The sequence below is a fragment of the Pseudomonas extremaustralis genome (genome assembly GCF_900102035.1).
Lineage (GTDB): Bacteria > Pseudomonadota > Gammaproteobacteria > Pseudomonadales > Pseudomonadaceae > Aquipseudomonas > Aquipseudomonas extremaustralis.
The window spans coordinates 2,931,304-2,955,367 of record NZ_LT629689.1; the positions used below are offsets into that span (position 1 = coordinate 2,931,304).

Below are 24,064 nucleotides of genomic sequence, written 5' to 3' on the forward strand. Positions count from 1 at the left end.
GTCCTGCTTTGTTACAACGTCGGTTACACGCCGCTTTGCAGCAACATGTTACGGATGTGACCAATGGCCTTAGTCGGGTTCAGGCCTTTGGGACATACGTTGACGCAGTTCATGATCCCGCGGCAGCGGAATACGCTGAACGGGTCATCCAGCGAAGCCAGACGCTCGGATGTCTTGGTGTCACGGCTGTCTGCCAGGAAGCGATATGCTTGCAGCAGGGCAGCTGGGCCCAGGAACTTGTCCGGGTTCCACCAGAAGGACGGGCAGGAAGTCGAGCAGCAAGCGCACAGGATGCACTCGTACAGACCGTCGAGCTTTTCACGTTCTTCTGGGGACTGCAGACGCTCGATGGCCGGAGCCGGCGTATCGTTCTGCAGGAACGGCTTAACCTTCTCGTATTGCTTGTAGAAGATGCTCATATCGACGACCAGGTCACGGATAACCGGCAACCCTGGCAGAGGACGAATGATCAGCTTGTTGCCTTTCACCACGGCGGACAGCGGCGTGATGCACGCCAGGCCGTTTTTGCCGTTGATGTTCATGCCGTCGGAGCCGCATACACCTTCACGGCAAGAGCGACGATAGGAGAACCCTTCGTCCTGCTCTTTGATCAGGGCGAGCACATCCAGCACCATCAAGTCTTTACCACCGGTATCGACCTGGAAATCCTGCATGAACGGCGCAGCGTCCCGATCAGGGTTGTAGCGATACACACTGACTTTCAACATGGCAGCCACCCTTAGTAAGTCCGAATTTTCGGTTCAAACATCGGAACCGTCTTCGGCGAGAAGTTAACGGCACGCTTGGAGACGCGCTTTTCACCCGGGAAGTAGAGGGTGTGGCACAGCCAGTTTTCATCGTCACGGTCTTCGTAGTCTTCACGAGCGTGAGCACCACGGGACTCTTTACGAACCTCGGCGGCAATCGCAGTCGCTTCAGCCACTTCCAGCAGGTTTTGCAGCTCAAGGGCTTCGATACGAGCGGTGTTGAACGCCTGGCTCTTATCGTTGATCTTGACGTTGGCGATACGCTTGCGCAGGTCGGCCAACTGGGCAATACCCTTCTGCATGTATTCGCCGGTACGGAACACACCGAAGTAGTTCTGCATGCAGCTTTGCAGCTCGCGACGCAGGGTTGCCACGTCTTCGCCATCGGTACGCTCGTTCAGCGCATTCAGACGCGCCAGGGCGGCCTGGATATTGGCGTCGGTGGCGTCATCGTATTCGATGCCGTCGGTCAGTGCTTTTTCCAGGTGCAGGCCGGCGGCGCGACCGAATACCACCAGGTCGAGCAGCGAGTTACCGCCCAGACGGTTGGCACCGTGTACCGATACGCAGGCCACTTCGCCTACCGCGAACAGACCATGGATGATCTCGTCCACGCCTTCGGCGTTCTGAGTGATCGCCTGGCCGTGAATGTTGGTCGGCACGCCGCCCATCATATAGTGGCAAGTCGGAACAACCGGAACCGGAGCAACCACCGGGTCAACGTGAGCAAAGGTCTTGGACAGTTCGCAGATACCTGGCAGGCGGCTGTGCAGCACTTCCTCGCCCAGGTGATCGAGCTTGAGCAACACGTGGTCGCCGTTCGGGCCACAGCCGTTGCCGGCGATGATTTCTTTCACCATCGAACGGGCAACTACGTCACGGCCAGCCAGGTCTTTCGCGTTCGGAGCATAACGCTCCATGAAACGCTCGCCGTGCTTGTTGATCAGGTAACCACCTTCACCACGGCAACCTTCGGTAACCAGTACACCGGCGCCGGCGATACCGGTCGGGTGGAACTGCCACATTTCGATGTCTTGCACCGGCACGCCAGCACGCAGCGCCATGCCAACGCCGTCACCGGTGTTGATCAGGGCGTTGGTGGTCGACGCGTAGATACGACCTGCACCGCCGGTCGCCAGCACGGTAGCCTTGGCGCGGATGTAGGAGGTTTCACCGGTTTCGATGCAGATGGCGATCACGCCAACGAAAGCGCCGTCCTGGTTTTTTACCAGGTCAACCGCATAGTACTCGTTGAGGAACGTGGTGCCGGCTTTCAGGTTGCCCTGATAAAGGGTGTGCAGCAGCGCGTGACCGGTACGGTCGGACGCAGCGCAGGTACGGGCAGCCTGGCCACCCTTACCGTAATCCTTCGACTGACCGCCGAATGGACGCTGGTAGATACGGCCTTGCTCGGTACGGGAGAACGGCAGACCCATGTGGTCCAGTTCGAACACCGCAGCCGGGCCTTCCTGACACATGTACTCGATAGCGTCCTGGTCACCGATGTAGTCGGAACCCTTGACGGTATCGTACATGTGCCAGCGCCAATCGTCGTTCGGGTCGGCGGACGCGATGGCGCAGGTGATGCCACCCTGGGCCGATACGGTGTGGGAGCGTGTCGGGAACACCTTGGTGATCACGGCAGTCTTGTGACCGCCCTGAGCCAGCTGCAGCGCAGCGCGCATGCCCGCACCGCCGCCACCAATAATGATGGCGTCGAATGAAATAGTTGGAATGTTAGCCATGAATCAGATACCCCAAAGAATCTGCACACCCCAGACGAAATAAGCGAACATCACGACGCCGCATACTGCCTGGAAGAGAAAACGGACTGCTGTCGCGGACTTGCCCAGCGCCATCGGCGTCAGGTAGTCGGTCGAGATGGTCCACATGCCGACCCAAGCGTGAGCGCCCAGGGCTACAAGGGCCAGCAGACTGAAGATTCGCATCGCATTGTGGGAGAACAGGCCATGCCATTGCTCATAGCCGATACCCGGGTTTGCGACGAGGTATCCGATCAGGAAAATGAAATAAGCCGCGAGAACGACCGCAGACACACGTTGTGCCATCCAGTCATAGAGGCCAGAACGCGACAGATTCGTTACGCTGGTTACCATATCCAAACTCCTGCCAGAACGATCAGCACCACGGAAATGGCGATGACGATTTTCGAGCCCAGGCGGCCGCCTTCCAGCGTCTCACCGATGCCCATATCCATGATCAAGTGGCGCACGCCGGCTACCAAGTGATACAGCAGAGCGGACAAGAGACCCCATGCTACGAACTTGGCCAGCGGACTGGTCAAGCATGCCTTCACCTCGGCATAACCTTCCTCGGAACCCAGGGATTTGCTCAATGCATAAAGCATGATGCCCAAGCCCAGGAAGAGGATGATGCCGGAAACACGGTGCAGGAACGACGTAACGCCGGTGATGGGGAGTTTGATGGTCCTTAGGTCTAGGTTTACAGGTCGTTGGCTATTCACGGCTTTTTTTCACACTGAAGAGCCCCTAACAATCAGGGCAAAGTTGTTGGGGAGTGAACTGGTCAGGTAAGCACCACCCAGGGAGTGCGACCCCCAATGAAAGCAAGCCCAAAAGCCCTTGGCGGTCGGTGGCCGAGTATAGACAGTTAGGTTACTAATGACAACGCGCGCACCTCACGCTAATAGCGGATTGCGCTGACGCAATAAAAGGCGTAAATGGCGGCAAATTTCGAGAAAAAAGTCCAGTTAAAGCCCTCTGGAGCAAGACTTTAGGCAAATTGACATCTGAATTTATCTCACTATAGTGGTGCGGGCCCTGCGTGGGGGGTCTGTCTGATGATTTGAAGCATAAATAGGAGGCCACATGGCTGACAAAAAAGCGCAGTTGATCATCGAGGGCGCAGCCCCCGTCGAGCTGCCCATTTTAACCGGCACCGTTGGTCCTGATGTTATCGACGTACGGGGCCTGACGGCCACGGGCCGTTTCACTTTCGACCCAGGCTTCATGTCGACTGCATCTTGCGAGTCGAAGATCACCTATATCGACGGCGACAATGGCATTCTGTTGCACCGGGGCTACCCGATCGAGCAACTGGCTGAGAAATCGGACTACCTGGAAACCTGCTACCTGCTGCTCAATGGCGAACTGCCAACAGCCGCGCAAAAAGCTGAGTTCGTCAGCACCGTGAAGAACCACACCATGGTTCACGAGCAGTTGAAGACTTTCTTCAACGGCTTCCGTCGCGACGCCCACCCGATGGCCGTCATGTGCGGCGTGGTCGGCGCCCTGTCGGCCTTCTATCACGACTCTCTCGACATCAATAACCCGCAGCATCGCGAAATTTCCGCGATCCGCCTGGTTGCCAAGATGCCGACCCTGGCCGCAATGGTTTACAAGTACTCCATGGGCCAACCCATGATGTACCCGCGCAACGACCTGACGTACGCGGAAAACTTCCTGCACATGATGTTCAACACACCGTGCGAGATCAAACCGATCAGCCCGGTACTGGCCAAGGCAATGGACCGGATCTTCATCCTCCACGCCGACCACGAACAGAATGCCTCGACGTCCACCGTACGCCTGGCCGGTTCTTCGGGCGCCAACCCGTTTGCCTGTATCGCCGCCGGTATCGCCGCACTGTGGGGCCCTGCCCACGGCGGTGCGAACGAAGCCGTATTGACCATGCTCGATGAAATCGGCGATGTCTCGAACATCGACAAATACATCGCCAAGGCCAAGGACAAGAACGATCCGTTCAAGCTGATGGGCTTCGGTCACCGCGTTTACAAAAACCGTGACCCACGCGCCACCGTCATGAAGAAAACCTGTGACGAAGTGTTGAAGGAACTGGGCATCCAGAACGATCCGCAACTCGAACTGGCCATGCGCCTGGAAGAGATCGCCCTGACCGACCCGTACTTCATCGAACGCTCGCTGTACCCGAACGTCGACTTCTACTCGGGGATCATCCTCAAGGCGATCGGCATTCCAACCAGCATGTTCACCGTGATCTTCGCCCTGGCGCGGACCGTGGGCTGGATCTCCCACTGGAAAGAAATGCTTTCCAGCCCGTACAAGATTGGCCGTCCACGCCAGCTGTACACCGGCTATCCGTCGCGTGACATCACCAAGCTGGAAGATCGCAAGTAAGCTATCAGCCGCTTAGCTGCACTGAATAAGGCCTCCTCTGGAGGCCTTATTCGTTTAGGAACAATGGCACGCACTGCGGCGGCAAGCCTATCGGCGCTGCTCAATTTTCGCTGCCGCCGCTTGACGCACCTGCGGGGCTGATCTTGAATCCTGTCTACCGCTGCACCTGCGTAGTCAGCGCGCCCCTTCCGACCAATGTGCCAGGGCACACTCGCAACATGCCGCCAAAGCCGTCGTCGGGCCCCTTGAACTGATTCCTGCATACCGGGAACAAGGATTTGCCATGGCCAATCTAGTGATTTGCTGCGACGGCACTTGGAACACCCCCGACCAACTCGATAAGGGCGCCCCCGCACCCACCAATGTGGTGCGGCTGTACAACGCCGTAGCCGACGTCGACAACCAGGGCCTCGAGCAAACCAGGTACTATCACCCCGGTGTCGGCACCAATGGCGGCTGGTGGGATAAGGCCGTCGGCGGCGGCACCGGGGCCGGTCTTGATAACAACATCATGAGCGCCTACCAGAAGCTCTGCTATTGCTACCAGCCCGGCGATGCCATCTATCTGTTCGGCTTCAGCCGCGGAGCGTACACGGTGCGCAGCCTTGGCGGATTCATCGGCCGTTGCGGCCTGCTGCGCATCACCGACCTCCCTCCCAAAGAGGTATGGTCGCGAATTCAGACCCTGCTCACCCAAGGCTACCGCCGTAAAACCGAACAACGGGAAGACTGGAGCGCTCAAGGCTGGGAGTTCCACAACAAAGCGGGCGAGTCGATCCCCATTCATTTCATTGGCGTCTGGGACACTGTCGGCGCGCTGGGCATCCCCGACGACATGGCCCTGCTCAACCTGCTCGACAATCGCGAACGCTATACCTTCCACGACACCAGCCTGCACCCGTCAGTCAAGCACGCTCGCCACGCACTCGCGATGGATGAGCACCGCGCCTCGTTCCAGCCGACGCTGTGGAGCGAGCCACCGGAAAACACCGTGCTCAAACAAATCTGGTTTCCCGGCGTACATTCGGATGTCGGCGGCGGCTACCAGAACTGTGGCCTGGCCGATGGTGCGCTTAAGTGGATGATTGACGAGGCGAGCGCAACCGGCCTGAGTTTCAACGCCGACATCGTCAAACAGGTCAAACCAGACCTCTACGACACCATGCACGATTCGTGTGATGGAATATTCAACGTGCTGCCGACTCAGCCGCGCAGCGTGGCCGATATGACCGGACAACCGACACTGTTCCACAGCTCAGCCCTGGCCCGCCAGAAAACACCGCCCATTACCCAGTCGCCCTACCGCAAAGCGCGCTTGCTGACGCCATCCATGCCGCTGGTACTGGATATTTCCGCACGCCTGCCGTGGAATGAAACCGGTCTCTGGCTCAACGCCGGCACCTCTTATACCTTCAGTGCCAGCGGTGAATGGCTGGACGCATCGATCGTTTGCAACCCCGACGGCCCCGTGGACAACCATTTTCAACCCGGCGAACTGGCCTACCTGGCCGGCACAGCGCTGGGCAAGCTGGAAACCTGGTATGGCAAGCTCTTCAACAACAGCAACGCAAACTTTTACTTCACCCGCCGCCATGAAAATCATCCCTGGTTCAGTCTCATCGGGGCCATTGCCAACAGCGATGGCGTCGATGCCAAAGGCATATTACTGAAACCGGAAACCTTCCTCATCGGCCACGGTTGCACCTATACACCGAAGCGCTCGGGTTATTTCTATGCCTATGCCAACGACGCGTGGAATTGCTATGAGAACAACAAAGGACATGTGGCACTGACGATTCAGTGATCCATTGCCGATTAGCAGCCCACCGCACGCGCTTTATATCGTCAGCCCTCCAGCGCCTTCTAAAAGCGTGGTCACCGGGCAATAAAAAATGCCCCGGCCTTTCGACCGGGGCATTTCTTATTCAGCTACATCCTTAGTGGGCAACCGCCCCACTCGCCCCCAGACCAGTCTGCGAACGCACAAACTGCGGGAAGTACAGCGCACGTTCTTTCACTGCCGCCGCCGACTTGTCGGTGATGGAGAAGAACCAAATACTGATGAACGCAATGATCATCGAGAACAGCGCTGGGTATTCGTACGGGAAGATAGCTTTTTCATGATGCAGGATCGAGACCCAGATGGTCGGGCCCAGGATCATCAGGCCCACGGCGCTGACCAGGCCCAACCAGCCGCCAATCATCGCGCCACGGGTGGTGAGGTTTTTCCAGTACATGGAAAGCAGCAACACCGGGAAGTTACAGCTGGCAGCGATAGAGAACGCCAGGCCAACCATGAACGCAATGTTCTGGCTTTCAAACAGGATACCCAGACCGATGGCCAACACCGCCAAGGCGATAGTGGTGATCTTCGAGACGCGGATCTCCTCTTTGTCGTTGGCCTTGCCTTTCTTGATCACGCTGGCATACAGGTCATGGGACACCGCCGAAGCACCGGCCAGGGTCAAGCCCGCAACCACCGCGAGGATGGTGGCGAACGCCACGGCCGAGATGAAGCCCAGGAAGATACTGCCGCCTACTGCGTTGGCCAGGTGCACCGCTGCCATGTTGTTACCACCCAACAAAGCGCCTGCTGCATCCTTGAACGCCGGGTTGGTGCTGACCAACAGGATCGCGCCGAAGCCGATGATAAAGGTCAGGATGTAGAAGTAGCCGATGAAGCCAGTAGCGTACAACACGCTCTTACGCGCTTCCTTGGCGTCGCTTACAGTGAAGAAGCGCATAAGGATGTGCGGCAGGCCGGCAGTACCGAACATCAGTGCCAGGGCCAGGGAGAACGCGGAGACCGGATCTTTCACCAGGCCGCCGGGGCTCATGATCGCTTCACCTTTAGGGTGAACCTTGATCGCCTCGGAGAACAGCGTGCTGAAGTCGAAGTTGACGTGCTTCATCACCATGACGGCCATGAAGGTAGCACCGGACAGCAGCAACACTGCCTTGATGATCTGTACCCAGGTGGTCGCCAGCATGCCGCCGAACAACACGTACATGCACATCAGGATCCCCACCATGATCACCGCTACGTGGTAATCGAGGCCGAACAGCAGCTGGATCAGCTTGCCCGCGCCAACCATCTGCGCGATCAGGTAGAACGCTACCACCACCAGCGAACCACAAGCCGACAGGCTGCGGATCTGGGTTTGCCCGAGGCGGTAGGACGCCACGTCGGCAAAGGTGTACTTGCCCAGGTTACGCAGGCGCTCGGCGATCAGGAACAGAATGATCGGCCAGCCCACCAGGAAGCCGATCGAGTAGATCAGGCCGTCGTAGCCAGAGGTGTATACCAGCGCGGAAATACCCAGGAAGGACGCCGCCGACATGTAGTCGCCAGCAATCGCCAGGCCGTTCTGGAAACCGGTGATCTTGCCGCCGGCCGCATAGTAGTCGGCCGCCGAGTTATTGCGCTTGGATGCCCAGTAAGTGATGCACAACGTCGCACCAACAAAGACCACGAACATCAGGATCGCTGGAATATTCAGCGGTTGTTTTTGCACTTCACCGGTCAATGCTTCGCCCGCCCAAATAGCAGGGGCAAAGACCGAAGCGCCGAGTACAGCCAATAGACGACGGATCATTGCGCAGCCTCCTTGAGAATCGCATTGTTCAGGTCGTCGAATTCGCCGTTGGCGCGTCGCACGTAGATCGCAGTGAGGACAAAGGCCGATAGAATCAGCCCGACACCGATAGGGATTCCCCAGGTGATGGATGAGGTGGGGTTGATCTTAGCGCCCAGCAATTGTGGCCCGTAGGCGATCAACAGGATGAATCCGGAGTAAAGCCCTAGCATGATCGCCGAGAGAATCCAGGCGAACCTTTCCCTTTTTCTAACCAGCTCCTTGAAACGGGGGCTGTTTTGAATCGAGAGGTAAATGCTGTCGTTCATTGTTTTTATCCTCGCAGCACAGCTTTGTTATTATTGAAACAATAGCCACTGTATGCGGCTACGGGACAGGTTCCAGACGACCTTAGTATTAGAGGGAGTGTAGCGAGGGTTCGGAGGGACGCAGAAACAATTGTAGGAACGAGCTTGCTCGCGAAGTTCGTCAACGATAACGCGCTCATTCATGATGAGCGCGGTACCTTTGCGTTCTTCGCGAGCAAGCTCGTTCCTACAGTTTTATCGGGGGTTATTTACCGACCCACTCGGCCACACGCTCAGGGTGCTTGGCCACCCAATCCTTGGCCGCCGCGTCAGGCTTGGCGCCGTTTTGGATCGCCAGCATGACTTCACCGATTTCATCCTTGGAGGCCCACTGGAATTTCTTCAGGAAGGCCGCGACTTCCGGCGCTTTCTTCTCCAGATCCTTGCTGCCGATGCTGTTGACGGTTTCGGCAGCGCCATAAACCCCTTTTGGATCGTCCAGGAAACGCAGTTTCCACTTGGCGAACATCCAGTGTGGCACCCAACCGGTGACCGCAATGGATTCCTGTTTGTCTTCGGCACGTGTCAGTTCGGCGATCATCGCCGCACCCGAACTGGCTTGCAGCTTGTAGTCCAAGCCGTAGGCCTTGATGGCTTCGTCGGTCTTGAGCATCACGCCTGAACCGGCGTCGATCCCGACGATCTTGTTCTTGAAGGTGGTATCGGTCTTGAGGTCTTCGATGGACTTGGCCTTGACGTACTCCGGCACGATCAAGCCGATTTTCGCATCCTTGAAGTTGGGGCCGTAGTCGACCACCTTGTCCTTGTTCTTGGCCCAGTACTCACCGTGGGTCACCGGCAGCCAGGCGGAGAGCATGGCGTCGAGTTTGCCAGTGGCCACACCCTGCCACATGATCCCGGTGGCGACCGCTTGCAGTTTTACGTCATAACCGAGCTTTTCCTTGATCACCTCCGCCGCCACATGGGTGGTGGCTACGCTGTCGGACCAACCGTCCACGTAGCCGATGCTCAGGGTTTTGCTGTCGGCACTGGCCAGTGTGGAGCTCATCGCAACTACCAGCGTGGCAGCTGCGCCCAAGAGTCGTCGCATCTTCATAGTACTTCCCCGAAAGTGCTGCGCCCGACGGATGCCGAGCGACGTCAACCTGTTGTTGTGTGGTGCATCGCGCCCCCTTCACGCGCATCGATCCGGCTGCTGCGACATCAGTGGAGTGCTGACGCGTCGATCATCAACCTGCCGGGGACGTCGACCTGCTCTGTCAGCGACCTCACGCAAGCAAGAAACGACATCACATCGCCAGCAGATTGTTTTGTAGGCGTTGACGCCAAAATCCCGCCCGAACTTTGCATGTCAAAACTATGCCGCCCCACTGGGACGAGTTAAATCCGGGTAAGATGCGCGCCTTTGCCCCCCAGATAAGCCGACCATGCCCGCGACTGCCCGCTTCCCCGCCCTGCCCTATTGCTTCGCCTTGATTCTCGGCCTGCTGGCCCTTGTCGGCTATTGGTATGGCCTTGGCCGGCCGGTGGTGTTGCCGGATGTCGCCAGCGCCAGTCATAAGCTGCAATGCGCGTCGTACACCCCATTCGACAAGGACCAGTCACCGTTCGATCAGCCGTTCACCCTGCGCCCTGAGCGCATGGACGCCGACCTGGCCTTGCTGGCTACCCGCTTCGAATGCATCCGGACTTACTCCATGACCGGCCTGGAAGGCTTGCCGGACCTGGCCCGCAAGCATGGGTTGAAGCTGATGGCTGGCGCCTGGGTCAGTAGCGACCCGCTGGCGACCGAAAAGGAAATCGACTTGCTGGTCGCCTCCGCCAACGCCAACCCGGATGTCGTGACGTCAGTGATCGTCGGCAACGAGGCCCTCCTGCGCAAGGAAGTCACCGCCAAACAACTGGTGGCGCTGATTCATAAAGTCAAAAGCCAGATCCGGCAGCCGGTCACTTACGCCGACGTCTGGGAATTCTGGCTGCAGCACCCGGAAATCGCCCCGGCGGTGGATTTCCTGACCATCCACCTGTTGCCGTACTGGGAAGATGACCCTTCCGGCATCGACCAGGCCCTCAAGCATGTGGGCGATGTGCGCCAGACTTTCGGCAACAAGTTCGCCCCCAAGGACGTGCTGATCGGTGAAACCGGCTGGCCCAGCGAAGGTCGCCAGCGCGAAACTGCGGTGCCGAGCCGGGTCAACGAGGCCAAGTTCATGCGTGGTTTTGTGGCCATGGCCGAAGCCAATGGCTGGCGTTACAACCTGATCGAAGCATTCGACCAGCCGTGGAAGCGCGCCAGCGAAGGCGCAGTCGGTGGTTACTGGGGCCTGTTCGATGCGGATCGCCAGGACAAGGGCGTCCTCGTCGGACCGGTGACCAATGTGCCGTATTGGCCGCTGTGGCTGGGTATCGGTGGGCTCATCCTGCTGGGCACGCTGGTGCTCGGTGGCCGCGTTCACAGCCGTCGCGCCGCACTGGCCTTGCCACTGCTGGGTGCGGTGGCCGCCTGCTCCATCGGCACCTGGGCCGAATTGACCCGCGTGACCGCGCGCTTTAATGACGAGTGGGTCTGGGCCGGCTTGCTGGTGGCGCTGAACCTGCTGGTGCTGGCCCATGCCGCCCTGGCCCTGAGCGCCCGTGAAGGATGGCGCCAGCGGGCTTTCGACTGGCTGGAACAACGCGCAGGCTGGCTGGTGGCATTCGCTGGGTTTGCCGGTGCGGTGATGATGCTGGCGCTGGTGTTCGACCCACGTTATCGCAGCTTCCCCAGCGCGGCCCTGGTGCTACCGGCCCTCGTCTACCTGGTTCGCCCGGTGACCGGACCCCGCCGGGAGATTGCCCTGCTGACCTTTATCATCGGAGCCGGCATTGCGCCGCAGTTGTTCCGCGAAGGTCTGTTGAACCAGCAGGCGTGGGGCTGGGCGGTGGTCAGCGGATTGATGGTGGCGGCTTTGTGGCGTTGCCTGCGGGTGCGCAGGGGCTGATGCTTCTTGCTGTAGCCGTGGGCTTGCTCGCCACGGCAAGCTCGCGCCTACAGGGGAACGGGGTTATTCAAGACGCCCTTGGCTTCCTGACCAACCGCAACCCCGCAATCACCACCGCAAATACCGCAAAAGTGGTGTTGTACAACGCCAGCGCCGGCAACCCGAACGCCAACCCCAACACAGCCAGGCCCCACCCTGCGCGACCCGGCACAAAGAACCCCGACACTGCGGTGATCAAGGCCGCCCAGCCCAGCATCTTGAAGTGAATCATCAAGCCCAGGTTCGAACGCACCTGGCATTCCCAACGGCTGGCTTCGTCAGCGCAGATGCCGACCCACTGGCCATCCTCCATAAAGCCATAACGCGCGGCATAGCTGGCAGCCAGCCATAACGGCAGGGCAATAAGCAGCAGGATCAACGGCAAGCGGCGGGACATGGGGCACTCCGATAGGCAAAAACGGCGCTCAGCTTAATGCGCCGGGAGCCGTAAGCAAGGTGCATATGCACAATTAGTGTCCACCGATACGTGGCAAAGTGTATCGTCTCGCGACTATTGCCCCGATTCCGACGTTATTTTCCGACTTTTCGTGCCGAGAGCTGGCACTTCGGTGGCAACGCGGTGGTCATAGCCTGCGAACTTCATCAAGCACGTTTCCTCTTAGGGATTAAGTCATGCTCCGTTCCTTGCGCTGTGCTGCCTTGCTGGGTAGCGTTTTTTTAAGTGCGTCAGCACTGGCCGTCGATATCGACCAAGCCAGCTATGGCTTCCCTTTGACGAACCCGTTCGAAGCGACCATCGCCACCACCCCGCCCGACCTTCGGCCAACACTGCCGACTGACGATCAGATCAACCAATCCGACTACACCTTGAACATGCGTCCCGAGCGCGAGTTCAGCCTGCCGGACAACTTCTGGGCAGTGAAGAAACTCACGTACCGCATCGCCAAGCAGGATCGCGCCGCGCCGCTGATCTTCCTGATTGCCGGCACCGGGGCACGGTTTGACAGCAGCATCAACGAATACCTGAAAAAGCTGTACTACCAGGCCGGCTACCACGTGGTGCAACTGTCGTCGCCCACCAGCTTCGACTTCATCGCCTCGGCTTCGCGCTTCGCCACCCCCGGCATCAGCAAGGAAGATGCCGAAGACATGTACCGTGTGATGCAAGCCGTGCGGGCACAGAATGCCTCGCTGCCGGTGACTGACTTCTATCTCACCGGCTACAGCCTCGGCGCCCTGGATGCAGCGTTCGTCAGCAAGCTGGACGAGACCCGCCGCAGCTTCAACTTCAAGAAAGTGTTGCTGCTCAACCCGCCAGTGAACCTCTACACCTCGGTCACCAACCTCGACAAACTGGTGCAGACCGAGGTCAAGGGCATCAACAACACCACCACCTTCTATGAGCTGGTGTTGAACAAGCTGACCCACTACTTCCACGAAAAAGGCTACATCGACCTCAACGACGCCCTGCTCTACGACTTCCAGAACTCCAAACAGCACCTGACCAACGAACAGATGGCCATGCTGATCGGCACCTCGTTCCGTTTCTCGTCGGCCGACATCGCGTTCACCTCGGACCTGATCAACCGTCGCGGCCTGATCATCCCGCCCAAATACCCGATCACCGAAGGCACCAGCCTCACGCCATTCCTCAAGCGTGCGCTGCAATGCGACTTCGATTGCTACCTCACCGAACAAGTGATCCCGATGTGGCGCGCCCGTTCCGACGGCGGCAGCCTGCTGCAACTGGTCGACCAGGTCAGCCTGTACGCCCTCAAGGACTACCTGCATGCCAGCCCGAAAATCGCGGTCATGCACAACGCCGACGACGTCATCCTCGGCCCCGGCGACCTCGGTTTCCTGCGTAAAACCTTCGGCGATCGCTTGACCGTCTACCCCCTGGGCGGCCACTGCGGCAACCTCAATTACCGCGTCAACGCCGACGCCATGCTGGAGTTCTTCCGTGGCTAAATATCTTCTGCTGCTTGCCGCCCTGATGTGCGCAGGCATGGCCAATGCCGACAACAGCAAGGCCCACGCCCCCACTGTGGTCGGCGCCGACGGTTTCAAGGAACCGCTGACCAAGCTCAAGTTCAATCCGGGCCTGGACCAGCGCGAGTTCGAGCGTTCGTCGCTGAACGCCCTCAACGTCTATGACCCGCTGGAGTCATGGAACCGTCGCGTGTACCACTTCAACTACCGCTTCGACCAATGGGTGTTCCTGCCGGTAGTCGACGGTTACCGCTATGTCACGCCAAGCTTCCTGCGCACCGGCGTGAGCAACTTCTTCAACAACCTGGGCGACGTGCCCAACCTGTTGAACAGCCTGTTGCAACTCAAGGGTCACCGCTCCCTGGAAACCACCGGGCGCCTGCTGCTCAACACCACGATCGGCATCGCCGGCCTGTGGGACCCGGCGACCGCCATGGGCCTGCCGCGCCAGACCGAAGACTTCGGCCAGACCCTGGGCTTCTATGGCGTGCCCGCCGGCGCCTACTTGGTGCTGCCGATTCTCGGCCCGTCGAACCTGCGCGACACCGGCGGTTTGATCGTCGATTACAGTGCGGAAAACGAGATCAACTTCCTCAACGTGGCCGAAGTCAGCTCCAACCACCCGGAGATCTGGGCCCTGCGCGTCGTCGACAAGCGTTACCAGACCAGCTTCCGCTATGGCCAACTGAACTCGCCGTTCGAGTATGAAAAGGTGCGCTACATCTATACGGAATCGCGCAAGCTGCAGATTGCTGAGTAAACGCTGACAAAAAAGGCCATTCGATTGAATGGCCTTTTTCATTGCAGTGTCCGCGAAACCAACACCGGCATTCGCCCCCCGCCCCTTTCCTGCGACAGCCCAGCCCCGCGCTGACCTTCAGCAAGGGAGCCCTCAGTCGTCGAGCAAAACCAATCCGCTGCGTCCTGCCATGAATCGGAGATCCGTAAAACGTGAGACGGTACAGGCATAACGCGGCGCAGGGCTTCTCGGGCACATTGTTGAGGCTCGCGGATGGCCGGTGCTACCATGCGCAACCGCCTGTCATGGCAAGGAATCTCCTGGTTTATGAGCACCATTCGCGAGCGCAACAAAGAAAAGATCCTGCGGGCGGCGAGCGAGGAGTTTGCCGACAAGGGCTTCGCCGCGACCAAAACCAGCGACATCGCCGCCAAGGCCGGGCTGCCCAAGCCCAACGTCTACTACTACTTCAAGTCCAAGGACAACCTCTACCGCGAGGTGCTCGAAAGCATTATCGAGCCGATCCTCGCCGCCTCCACGCCATTCAACCCCGAAGGCGAACCGGCGGCGGTGCTGAGCAACTATATCCGCTCGAAAATCCGTATCTCCCGCGACCTGCCTTTCGCCTCCAAAGTGTTTGCCAGCGAAATCATGCACGGCGCCCCGCACCTGAGCGTCGATCAGGTCGAACAGCTCAATGCCCAGGCCAAGCACAACATCGACTGCATCCAGAGCTGGGTGGATCGCGGCTTGATCGCCGCGATTGACCCCCATCACCTGATGTTCAGCATTTGGGCCGCGACGCAGACATATGCGGATTTCGATTGGCAGATCTCGGCGGTGACGGGCAAGGCCAAGTTGGAAGAGGCCGACTATGAGGCGGCGGCGCAGACGATCATTCGGTTGGTACTCAAGGGCTGCGAACCCGACTGAACGAGCGCGGTGCCTGTGCCAATCGGGAGCAGGCCCCCTCCCACACCTGACCGTATTCACCGATAGAAATGTGTAAACCCAATCAAATGTGTGGGGGCTTGCTCCCGATAACGCCATTGCAGTCATTGCAATATCAAGCACTCACCCCGGCATCCGCCCACAACCCCACCCCCTCGATCGCCGTGATCGCGCATTGTTCATCAATATCCGGCGTATCCCCGCTGATCCCGATCGCCCCCAGTACCCCGCCGGCCTGATCCCGAATCAACACCCCACCCGGCGCCGGCACCACGCTGCCCTGCCCCAGACTGTTCAATGCGGCGATAAACGCCGGGCGTTGCTGTGCGTCCAGTGCCAGCAAGCGCGAGCCTTTGCCCAGGGCAATCGCGCCCCAGGCTTTGCCAATGGCGATGTGCGGGCGTAACAGGCTGGCGCCGTCTTCACGTTGCAGGGCGATCAGGTGGCCGCCGCTGTCGAGGACCGCGATGGTCAGCGGTGCGGCTGAAATCGTGCGGCCCGCGGTGATGGCCTGACTGGCCAGTTGAGTGGCGATTTTCAAGGTTAAAGCGCTCATGGTGCCGTCCTTCTTTGGTTATGGGGAAAGCGATGGAGGCCTGTTAAATCAGATGCCAGAACGACAAATAGAACACAATATTTTTATACTATGTATACAATAATTCCAAATACTCTCTACAAAACCCGCAAAACGGGCAAAAATATCCGAAAATAAAATGCATTGACCTGTGCCGCCAGCCATGAATACACTCCAATCAAACACCACTTGTATACAATTACAAAACGCAAGAGGCACCAATATCATGAGCAAAATGAGAGCAATCGAAGCCGCCGTTCTGGTGATGCGCCGCGAAGGCGTGGACACCGCCTTCGGTATCCCAGGCGCCGCGATCAACCCGCTGTATTCGGCCCTGCAGAAGATGGGTGGCATCGATCACGTCCTTGCTCGCCACGTAGAAGGTGCCTCGCACATGGCCGAGGGCTACACCCGCGCCAAGGCCGGCAATATCGGCGTATGTATCGGCACCTCCGGCCCGGCGGGCACCGACATGGTCACGGGCTTGTACAGCGCCTCGGCCGACTCGATCCCGATCTTGTGCATCACCGGCCAGGCGCCGCGCGCACGGATGCACAAGGAAGACTTCCAGGCCGTGGACATCACCAGCATCGTCAAGCCGGTGACCAAGTGGGCGACCACCGTGCTTGAACCGGGCCAGGCGCCTTACGCGTTCCAGAAAGCCTTCTACGAAATGCGCTCCGGCCGCCCCGGCCCAGTGCTGATCGACCTGCCGTTCGACGTGCAGATGGCCGAGATCGAATTCGACATCGACGCCTATCAGCCGCTGCCGTTGGCCAAGCCACTGGCCACGCGCATCCAGGTCGAGAAAGCCCTGGCCCTGCTGGACCAGGCCGAGCGCCCGCTGTTGGTCAGCGGGGGCGGGGTCATCAACGCCGACGCCAGTGACCTGCTGGTGGAATTCGCCGAGCTGACCGGCATCCCGGTGATTCCGACCCTGATGGGCTGGGGCAGCCTCCCCGACGATCACCCGTTGATGGTGGGCATGGTCGGCCTGCAAACCTCCCATCGCTATGGCAATGCCACGTTGCTGAAGTCGGACGTGGTGCTGGGCATCGGCAACCGCTGGGCCAACCGTCACACCGGTTCGGTGGAGGTCTACACCGAAGGGCGTAAATTCATTCACGTCGACATCGAGCCGACCCAGATTGGCCGCGTGTTCACCCCGGACCTCGGCATCGTTTCCGACGCCGGTTCCGCGCTGACGATGTTCATTGAAGTGGCCCGCGAATGGAAAGCCGCCGGCAGGCTCAAGGACCGTAGTGCCTGGCTCCAGGACTGCCAGCAACGCAAGGCCACTTTGCAGCGCAAGACCCACTTCGATGCGGTGCCGGTCAAGCCGCAACGGGTGTATGAAGAGATGAACCGGGTGTTCGGCAAAGACACTTGCTATGTCAGCACCATCGGCCTGTCGCAGATTGCCGGCGCGCAGTTCCTGCATGTATACAAGCCACGGCACTGGATCAACTGCGGCCAGGCCGGCCCGTTGGGCTGGACCATTCCGGCGGCGCTCGGCGTGGTCAAGGCCGACCCGAGCCGCAAAGTCGTGGCGCTGTCGGGCGACTATGACTTCCAGTTCATGATCGAGGAGCTGGCCGTGGGCGCGCAGTTCAAGCTGCCGTATATCCACGTGGTGGTGAACAACGCCTACCTGGGACTGATCCGCCAGGCCCAGCGCGGGTTTGAAATGGACTACTGTGTGCAGTTGTCTTTCGACAACCTCAATGCCCCGGAACTCAACAGTTATGGTGTGGATCACGTCGCCGTCGCCGAAGGCCTGGGATGCAAGGCCCTGCGCGTGTTCGAGCCGGGCCAGATCCAACCGGCGTTGCGCAAGGCTCAGGAAATGATCGAAGCATTCAAGGTGCCGGTGATCGTTGAGATTATCCTTGAGCGCGTGACCAATATTTCCATGGGCACCGAAATCAACGCCATCAACGAATTCGAAGACCTGGCTCTGGTCGGCAACGATGCGCCGACTGCCATTTCCCTGCTCGATTAAGGAGAACCCTATGCCGCGCTTTGCCGCCAACCTGTCCATGCTGTTTACCGAACAGGATTTCCTCGCTCGCTTCAAGGCCGCTGCCGATGTCGGCTTCACCGGGGTGGAGTACCTGTTCCCGTATGAATTCAACTGCGCCGAGATCAAGGCACAACTCGATGCCAACGGCCTGACCCAAGTGCTGTTCAACCTGCCGGCCGGCGACTGGGCCAAGGGCGAACGCGGGCTGGCGTGCCACCCGGATCGGGTCGAGGAGTTCCGTGCCGGGGTCGACCTGGCCATCGCCTATGCCCAGGTGCTGGGCAATACCCAGGTCAACTGCCTGGCGGGCATCCGGCCGCAGGGCGTGGACGACGAAACCCTGGAAAAAACCTTTGTCGCCAACCTCAAGTACGCCGCCGACAAACTGCAAGCGGCAGGCATCAAGCTGGTGATGGAAGCGATCAACACCCGCGACATGCCTGGCTTCTACCTGAACAACACCGCCCAGGCCCTGACGATTCGCGAGCAGGTGGGCAGCGCCAACCTGTTCCTGCAATACGACATCTACCACATGCAAATCATGGAAGGCGACCTGGCCCGTACGCTGGCCGCGCACTTGGGTGAGATCAACCACATCCAACTGGCCGACAACCCAGGCCGTAACGAACCGGGCACCGGCGAGATCAACTACCGCTTCCTGTTCGAGCATTTGGACCGCATTGGCTACCAGGGCTGGATCGGCTGTGAATACAAGCCGCTGACCACCACCGAAGCAGGTCTGGGCTGGCTCAAAACCCATAACGCCATCTGACTGACAACACCTGATCCCTATGGCAGGTCGCTGCCTACCGAATAAAAAGAGGATTGAATCATGGCTAACATCGGATTTATCGGCACCGGCATCATGGGCCAACCCATGGCCGCCAACCTGCAGAAAGCCGGCCACCAACTGTTCCTGTCCGAACACCACGGCAAAGCCCCACAAGCGCTGATCGACGCCGGCGCGGTGGCCCTGGCCAACCCGCAGCAGGTGGCCCTGGAAGCCGAGTTCATCATCGTCATGGTGCCCGACACCCCCCAGGTGGAGGACGTGCTGTTCCGCGCCGACGGTGTGGCCGCCGGCCTGTCGCCGGACAAGGTGGTGATCGACATGAGTTCGATCTCCCCCACCGCCACCAAAACCTTTGCCACCAGGATCAACCAGACCGGCGCACAGTACCTCGACGCACCGGTGTCTGGCGGCGAAGTCGGGGCCAAGGCCGGTACCTTGAGCATCATGGTCGGTGGCGAACCGCAGACATTTGAACGCGCGTTGCCACTGTTGCAGTGCATGGGCAAGAACATCACCCTCGTCGGCGGCAATGGCGACGGCCAGACCGCCAAGGTCGCCAACCAGATCATCGTCGCCCTGAACATCCAGGCGGTGGCCGAAGCGCTGCTGTTCGCCGCGAAAAACGGCGCCGACCCGGCCAAGGTGCGCGAAGCACTGATGGGCGGCTTTGCCTCGTCGAAGATCCTGGAGGTCCATGGTGAACGCATGATCAAGGGCACCTTCGATCCGGGCTTCCGTATCAACCTGCACCAGAAAGACCTGAACCTGGCCCTTACCGGTGCCAAAGAGCTGGGGATCAACCTGCCGAACACCGCTGGCACCCAGCAAGTGTTCAGCACCTGCACCGCCCTCGGTGGCGGCAACTGGGACCATTCGGCGCTGATCAAGGGGCTGGAGCATATGGCGAACTGCTCGATCCGCGACAAATAACCCCACCACGCCCCCTGTAGGGGCGGGCTTGCTTGCGAAGGGCGCGACCCGTTCATTCGTGCCTGTTGGTTGGCGCGTACCGGCCGTCGAACACTCAGGAAACACCGCATGGACAGCCCCTTCGAATCCCCCTAGGCTTGCTCGATATTCGATTCAGGCAGGTTTTATGGACAGCAACAACGACTGGCGCCAGCGCCTCTACGTCATGGTTTTTCAAAGCGACACCGTCGCCGGGCGGCGCTTTGACGGCATCCTGCTGCTGATCATCCTCGCCAGCCTGGTGGTCGTGATGCTCGACAGCATCGACCAGGTGCACCAGGACTATGCCGATGTACTGGCCTATATCGAGTGGGGCTTCACGCTGATTTTCCTGATCGAGTACGGCCTGCGCCTGTACTGTTCGCCCAAGCCGCTGCGCTATGCCTTCAGCTTTTATGGGCTGGTGGATTTGCTGGCCATCGTGCCCGGCATTCTCGCGCTGTATTACAGCGACGCGCAGTACCTGCTGATCATTCGTATCATTCGGATGCTGCGGATTTTCCGCGTACTCAAACTCAGCCCCTACCTCAAGCAAGCCAACTACCTGATGGCGGCACTGCGCGGCAGCAAGCAGAAGATCGTGGTGTTCCTGCTCAGCGTGTGCACCCTGGTGACGGTATTCGGCACCTTGATGTACGTGATCGAAGGCCCGGAACATGGGTTTACCAGTATCCCCAAGGGCATCTACTGGGCGATCGTGACGCTGACCACCGTGGGCTTTGGCGATATCGTGCCCAAGACACCCCTGGGCCAGGTGATTTCGTCGCTGGTGATGATCACCGGTTATTCGATCATCGCCGTACCCACCGGTATTTTTACCGCCGAACTGGCCAGTGCCATGCGCGGTGAGCAACTGCAAACCGACTGCCCGGTGTGCAAGAAGAGCACCCATGAACCCAACGCGGCGTTCTGCTCACGCTGTGGCAATGCACTGTTTAAGAAACTGGAATAAGCAAAGTGCGTTTTAATCTTTAAACGTCTATGCGGCCCCGGCTATAGTCGCTGGCAAAATGCCTCCCCTCTTCTCTCGAACAATAAGGAATGAGCAGTGAAAAAACTCGTAAGCGCCTCTCTTCTGGCCGCCGGCCTTGCCCTGGCGAGCGCCGTCCAGGCGGCCCCGGTCACTCTGCTCAACGTCTCCTACGACGTAATGCGCGATTTCTACAAGGACTACAACGCAGCCTTCCAGAAGCACTGGGATGCCGAGCACCCGAACGACAAGCTGACCTTGCAGATGTCCTTCGGCGGCTCCAGCAAACAAGCGCGCTCGGTGATCGACGGCCTGCCGGCCGACGTGATTACCATGAACATGGCCACCGACATCAACGCCCTGGTCGACAACGGCAAACTGGTGCCGGACAACTGGGTCACCCGCCTGCCGGACAACAGCGCGCCGTTCACCTCCGCCACCGTATTCATCGTGCGCAAAGGCAATCCGAAAGCCCTGAAAGACTGGCCGGACTTGCTCAAGGATGGCGTGCAGGTGATCGTCCCCAACCCGAAAACCTCGGGTAACGGCCGCTACACCTACCTGTCGGCCTGGGGTTATGTGCTGAAAAACGGTGGCGATGAAGAGAAGGCCAAGACCTTTGTCGGCAAGCTGTTCAAACAGGCACCGGTGCTGGACACCGGTGGCCGCGCCGCAACTACCACGTTCATGACCAACCAGATCGGCGACGTACTGGTGACCTTTGAAAACGAAGCGGAAATGATCGCCCGTGAATTCGGCCGTGATCAGTTCGAAGTGGTCTACCCAAGCGTCTCCGCCGAAGCCGAGCCGCCGGTGTCGGTGGTCGACAAAGTGGTCGACAAAAAAGGCACCCGCGGGGCTGCCGAAGACTACCTGAAATACCTGTGGTCACCGGAAGGCCAGGAAATCGCCGCCAACAACTACCTGCGCCCGCGTGATCCAAAGGTACTGGCCAAGTACACCGACCGCTTCCCGAAAGTCGACTTCCTGTCGGTGGAGAAAACCTTTGGTGACTGGCGCACCGTGCAGAAAACCCACTTCAATGATGGCGGGGTGTTCGACCAGATCTACTCCGGCCAATAAGTGAATCGCCCCCTGTAGGAGCCGGCTTGCTGGCGATGCAATCTTGAAGCTGGCGGCGTTGCCACTGGCCTCATCGCCGGCAAGCCGGCTCCTACAGTATTCGGGTTACATCGGTGGGGTCACGCCATCCTTGCCTGCGCAAATGTCCTGGGCCGTAACGGTCCTATCCGCCTCTCCTGATCAACGTTTCAGTCATCAATGCCCGGCATGAGTGTTATCACCGCCAGCGGCCTACTACCCTTTGGGTCTTGCCTTTATTCTCGCTCGCTATCTTCCTTCGCTTTTTTGAGAACACCATGAACGCTACCTCACACACCACGAGCACCATGACCCGCGGGATGGTCATGCTGTTTGCATTTTGCTGCGGCGCCATCGTCGCCAACATCTACTACGCGCAGCCGATCATCGAACTGATCGCGCCGGACATCGGCCTCACACCCGCCATGGCCAGCCTGATCGTGTCCCTGACACAAATCGGTTATGCCCTGGGCCTGTTTTTCCTGGTGCCCCTGGGCGATCTGCTGGAGAACCGCAAGCTGATGATCGCCACCACCGTGGTCGCCATCGCCAGCCTGCTGGGTGCGGCGGTCACCGAACAGCCGAACCTGTTTCTGCTGGTGTCGCTGCTGATCGGTTTCAGTTCGGTGTCGGTGCAGATCCTGATCCCGCTGGCCGCCCATCTGGCACCGGCGGAATCGCGAGGCCGGGTGGTGGGTAGCATCATGGGCGGGCTGCTGCTGGGCATTCTGCTGGCACGGCCGGTGTCCAGCGTGGTAGCGGACCATTTCGGTTGGCGTGCGATGTTCATGGCGGCCGCTGCGCTGATGGCGTTCATCAGTATCGTGCTGATGCTCACCATCCCCAAGCGCCAGCCCGACCACAGCGCCAGCTACAGCCAACTGCTGCGCTCCCTGGGCACCCTGCTGCGTGAACAACCGCTGCTGCGCCAACGTGCCTTTTACCAAGGTTGCATGTTCGCCACCTTCAGCCTGTTCTGGACCGCCGCCCCACTGGAGCTGGTACGCAACCATGGCCTGAGCCAGACCCAGATCGCGATCTTCGCCCTGGTCGGTGCCATCGGCGCCATCGCCGCGCCCATCGCCGGACGCTTGGCGGATGCCGGCCACACTCACCGCGCTTCGCTGCTGGCCATGCTGTTTGCCGTGCTGAGCTTCCTGCCGGCCTTTGTGCACCCGCTGTACAGCGTGATCGGCCTGGCGGTGACCGGCGTGGTCCTGGACTTCTGCGTACAGATGAACATGGTGCTCGGCCAACGCACTATCTACGCCCTCGACGCCAACAGCCGCAGCCGCCTCAATGCGCTGTACATGACCAGCATCTTCATTGGTGGCGCGTTCGGCTCGGCCATCGCCAGCAGCGTGTACGAGCACGGCGGCTGGCTCGGTGTGATGCTGGTGGGCAGCGCGTTCCCGCTGGTGGCGCTGCTGCGGTTCCTGAGTGCATCGCGGCAAGTGGCGGTCGCAACCGCCTAGGAGCGCACCAACTTCTCCAAAGCCGCGTCCGCCAGAAATGACGAGCGGCTTTTGACCTTGTGTTCACGCACATAACGGTCGATGCGCTGGATGACATAGCCGGGCAAGGTCACATTGACCTTCTCGGTCTTGCCCAGATAGGGCGAGATGTCCAACTCCAGCATTCCCCAGCCCATTGCCGCGTACGCCTCATTACCGTGGTGATTGGCGACCGAAGTCGGCATCGGTATCGCCGTGCCCTCTGCCGCCATCTCCTGCAGCAGAATGTGTGCGACTTCCACGGCGGCGTTGTACGCCTCTTCGAAACTGTCCCCGGCGGTGACCGCCCCTGGGATGTCGGGGATCTGAATGCCGGTGGCGGTAAAGTCGTCACCCCACTCGATACAGATTGGGTATTGCATGAATGCTCTCCTTAAAACTGAAACAGTCCGGCGCGTTTCCTGATGCTTGTGACGGTGCCCAGGGGCAGGTCCTTCTTGGGATGCGGCACCGGAATCGTGTACGGGCTATAGCGATGGATAAAAATGTGGTGGCTGCCCGTGACTCGATCCAGCACCCAACCCGCTTCCTGCAACTCCTTGATCAATAGCCTGCTTTGCACCTCAGCCTCCTTGGCTCGGCCCGAATTAAAGTAACCCTAGAGTTATCTTTAACTCAAGCACAGAATCGCTCAGCCTGACTGGTGG

The 24,064-nt window shown here is 59.5% G+C and carries 23 protein-coding genes; 12 read left to right on the forward strand and 11 right to left on the reverse strand.

The annotated features are described in order from the left end of the window. Positions 1–23 precede the first annotated feature (23 nt). The 4 genes from BLR63_RS13365 to sdhC are packed head-to-tail and all read right to left on the reverse strand — an operon-like array spanning position 24 to position 3,252. Positions 24–728, reverse strand: a complete 705-nt coding sequence (locus BLR63_RS13365) for a succinate dehydrogenase iron-sulfur subunit (protein WP_010564994.1) — start codon at positions 726–728, stop codon at positions 24–26. A gap of 11 nt (positions 729–739) precedes the next feature. Beyond that, a complete protein-coding gene (sdhA, locus tag BLR63_RS13370) occupies positions 740–2,512 on the reverse strand; it encodes a succinate dehydrogenase flavoprotein subunit (protein ID WP_010564995.1) in 1,773 nt (590 codons plus the stop codon). Between the two features lie 3 nt (positions 2,513–2,515). Continuing rightward, entirely contained in the window at positions 2,516–2,884 is a 369-nt protein-coding gene (gene sdhD / locus BLR63_RS13375) for a succinate dehydrogenase, hydrophobic membrane anchor protein (RefSeq protein ID WP_010564996.1), read from the reverse strand. Further along, positions 2,878–3,252: a succinate dehydrogenase, cytochrome b556 subunit gene (gene sdhC / locus BLR63_RS13380; RefSeq protein WP_010564997.1), complete on the reverse strand. Its 375-nt coding sequence runs from the start codon at positions 3,250–3,252 to the stop codon at positions 2,878–2,880. The genes sdhD and sdhC overlap by 7 nt, the downstream gene beginning before the upstream one ends. A 364-nt stretch (positions 3,253–3,616) precedes the next feature. Here sdhC and gltA point away from each other — a divergent pair, with 364 nt between their 5' ends. Further along, positions 3,617–4,906 carry a citrate synthase gene (gene gltA, locus BLR63_RS13385; protein WP_010564998.1) on the forward strand — a complete coding sequence of 430 codons (1,290 nt, stop codon included), beginning with the start codon at positions 3,617–3,619 and terminating at the stop codon, positions 4,904–4,906. Between the two features lie 283 nt (positions 4,907–5,189). Next, positions 5,190–6,710, forward strand: coding sequence for a DUF2235 domain-containing protein (locus BLR63_RS13390; protein ID WP_010564999.1), 1,521 nt, complete (start codon positions 5,190–5,192; stop codon positions 6,708–6,710). Positions 6,711–6,843: 133 nt separating this feature from the next. Here the strand turns inward: BLR63_RS13390 and BLR63_RS13395 are convergent, their stop codons facing one another. From BLR63_RS13395 to BLR63_RS13405, 3 genes are all read right to left on the reverse strand, one after another. Continuing rightward, positions 6,844–8,502, reverse strand: coding sequence for a cation acetate symporter (locus BLR63_RS13395; protein ID WP_010565000.1), 1,659 nt, complete (start codon positions 8,500–8,502; stop codon positions 6,844–6,846). Beyond that, entirely contained in the window at positions 8,499–8,810 is a 312-nt protein-coding gene (locus BLR63_RS13400) for a DUF485 domain-containing protein (protein ID WP_010565001.1), read from the reverse strand. Before BLR63_RS13400 ends, BLR63_RS13395 begins: the two co-directional genes overlap by 4 nt. Before the next feature lie 244 nt (positions 8,811–9,054). Beyond that, the gene (locus BLR63_RS13405; RefSeq protein WP_010565002.1) at positions 9,055–9,906 is read right to left on the reverse strand and encodes a glycine betaine ABC transporter substrate-binding protein; all 852 of its coding nucleotides are present in this window, start codon (positions 9,904–9,906) and stop codon (positions 9,055–9,057) included. 331 nt (positions 9,907–10,237) lie between these two features. Between BLR63_RS13405 and BLR63_RS13410 the strand changes: the two genes are divergently transcribed. After that, positions 10,238–11,791, forward strand: coding sequence for a glycoside hydrolase family 17 protein (locus BLR63_RS13410; RefSeq protein ID WP_010565003.1), 1,554 nt, complete (start codon positions 10,238–10,240; stop codon positions 11,789–11,791). A 67-nt stretch (positions 11,792–11,858) separates the two neighbouring features. Here the strand turns inward: BLR63_RS13410 and BLR63_RS13415 are convergent, their stop codons facing one another. Continuing rightward, positions 11,859–12,227: a hypothetical protein gene (locus tag BLR63_RS13415; protein WP_010565004.1), complete on the reverse strand. Its 369-nt coding sequence runs from the start codon at positions 12,225–12,227 to the stop codon at positions 11,859–11,861. A gap of 236 nt (positions 12,228–12,463) precedes the next feature. Here BLR63_RS13415 and BLR63_RS13420 point away from each other — a divergent pair, with 236 nt between their 5' ends. The 3 genes from BLR63_RS13420 (at position 12,464) to BLR63_RS13430 (ending at position 15,455) form a co-directional block, all read left to right on the forward strand. After that, entirely contained in the window at positions 12,464–13,762 is a 1,299-nt protein-coding gene (locus BLR63_RS13420) for a serine protein kinase PrkA (RefSeq protein WP_010565005.1), read from the forward strand. Then, positions 13,755–14,543 (forward strand): MlaA family lipoprotein, encoded by a 789-nt coding sequence (locus tag BLR63_RS13425; protein WP_010565006.1) that lies wholly within the window; start codon positions 13,755–13,757, stop codon positions 14,541–14,543. Before BLR63_RS13420 ends, BLR63_RS13425 begins: the two co-directional genes overlap by 8 nt. Before the next feature lie 306 nt (positions 14,544–14,849). Further along, positions 14,850–15,455: a TetR/AcrR family transcriptional regulator gene (locus BLR63_RS13430; RefSeq protein WP_010565007.1), complete on the forward strand. Its 606-nt coding sequence runs from the start codon at positions 14,850–14,852 to the stop codon at positions 15,453–15,455. A 133-nt stretch (positions 15,456–15,588) separates the two neighbouring features. On the opposite strand, the gene BLR63_RS13435 is transcribed toward BLR63_RS13430, so the two are convergent. Further along, positions 15,589–16,029, reverse strand: a complete 441-nt coding sequence (locus BLR63_RS13435) for a GlcG/HbpS family heme-binding protein (RefSeq protein WP_010565008.1) — start codon at positions 16,027–16,029, stop codon at positions 15,589–15,591. Between the two features lie 244 nt (positions 16,030–16,273). Between BLR63_RS13435 and gcl the strand changes: the two genes are divergently transcribed. The 6 genes from gcl to BLR63_RS13465 all read left to right on the forward strand — a co-directional run bounded on the left by gcl (position 16,274) and on the right by BLR63_RS13465 (position 23,378). After that, positions 16,274–18,049, forward strand: coding sequence for a glyoxylate carboligase (gene gcl, locus BLR63_RS13440; protein ID WP_010565009.1), 1,776 nt, complete (start codon positions 16,274–16,276; stop codon positions 18,047–18,049). A gap of 10 nt (positions 18,050–18,059) precedes the next feature. Beyond that, the gene (hyi, locus tag BLR63_RS13445) at positions 18,060–18,842 is read left to right on the forward strand and encodes a hydroxypyruvate isomerase (RefSeq protein WP_010565010.1); all 783 of its coding nucleotides are present in this window, start codon (positions 18,060–18,062) and stop codon (positions 18,840–18,842) included. Between the two features lie 60 nt (positions 18,843–18,902). Beyond that, positions 18,903–19,793: a 2-hydroxy-3-oxopropionate reductase gene (locus BLR63_RS13450; RefSeq protein WP_010565011.1), complete on the forward strand. Its 891-nt coding sequence runs from the start codon at positions 18,903–18,905 to the stop codon at positions 19,791–19,793. A 166-nt stretch (positions 19,794–19,959) separates the two neighbouring features. Continuing rightward, entirely contained in the window at positions 19,960–20,784 is an 825-nt protein-coding gene (locus BLR63_RS13455) for an ion transporter (protein WP_010565012.1), read from the forward strand. Positions 20,785–20,880: 96 nt separating this feature from the next. Beyond that, complete coding sequence (locus BLR63_RS13460) at positions 20,881–21,885, forward strand: sulfate ABC transporter substrate-binding protein (protein ID WP_010565013.1); 1,005 nt, start codon at positions 20,881–20,883, stop codon at positions 21,883–21,885. Between the two features lie 296 nt (positions 21,886–22,181). After that, the gene (locus BLR63_RS13465) at positions 22,182–23,378 is read left to right on the forward strand and encodes an MFS transporter (RefSeq protein ID WP_078833199.1); all 1,197 of its coding nucleotides are present in this window, start codon (positions 22,182–22,184) and stop codon (positions 23,376–23,378) included. On the opposite strand, the gene BLR63_RS13470 is transcribed toward BLR63_RS13465, so the two are convergent. Beyond that, entirely contained in the window at positions 23,375–23,779 is a 405-nt protein-coding gene (locus BLR63_RS13470) for a type II toxin-antitoxin system HicB family antitoxin (protein WP_010565015.1), read from the reverse strand. The two genes, BLR63_RS13465 and BLR63_RS13470, sit on opposite strands and share 4 nt — an antisense overlap. A gap of 11 nt (positions 23,780–23,790) precedes the next feature. Then, on the reverse strand, positions 23,791–23,979 hold the full coding sequence (locus BLR63_RS13475) for a type II toxin-antitoxin system HicA family toxin (RefSeq protein ID WP_010565016.1): 189 nt from the start codon (positions 23,977–23,979) through the stop codon (positions 23,791–23,793). Between the last annotated feature and the right edge of the window lie 85 nt (positions 23,980–24,064).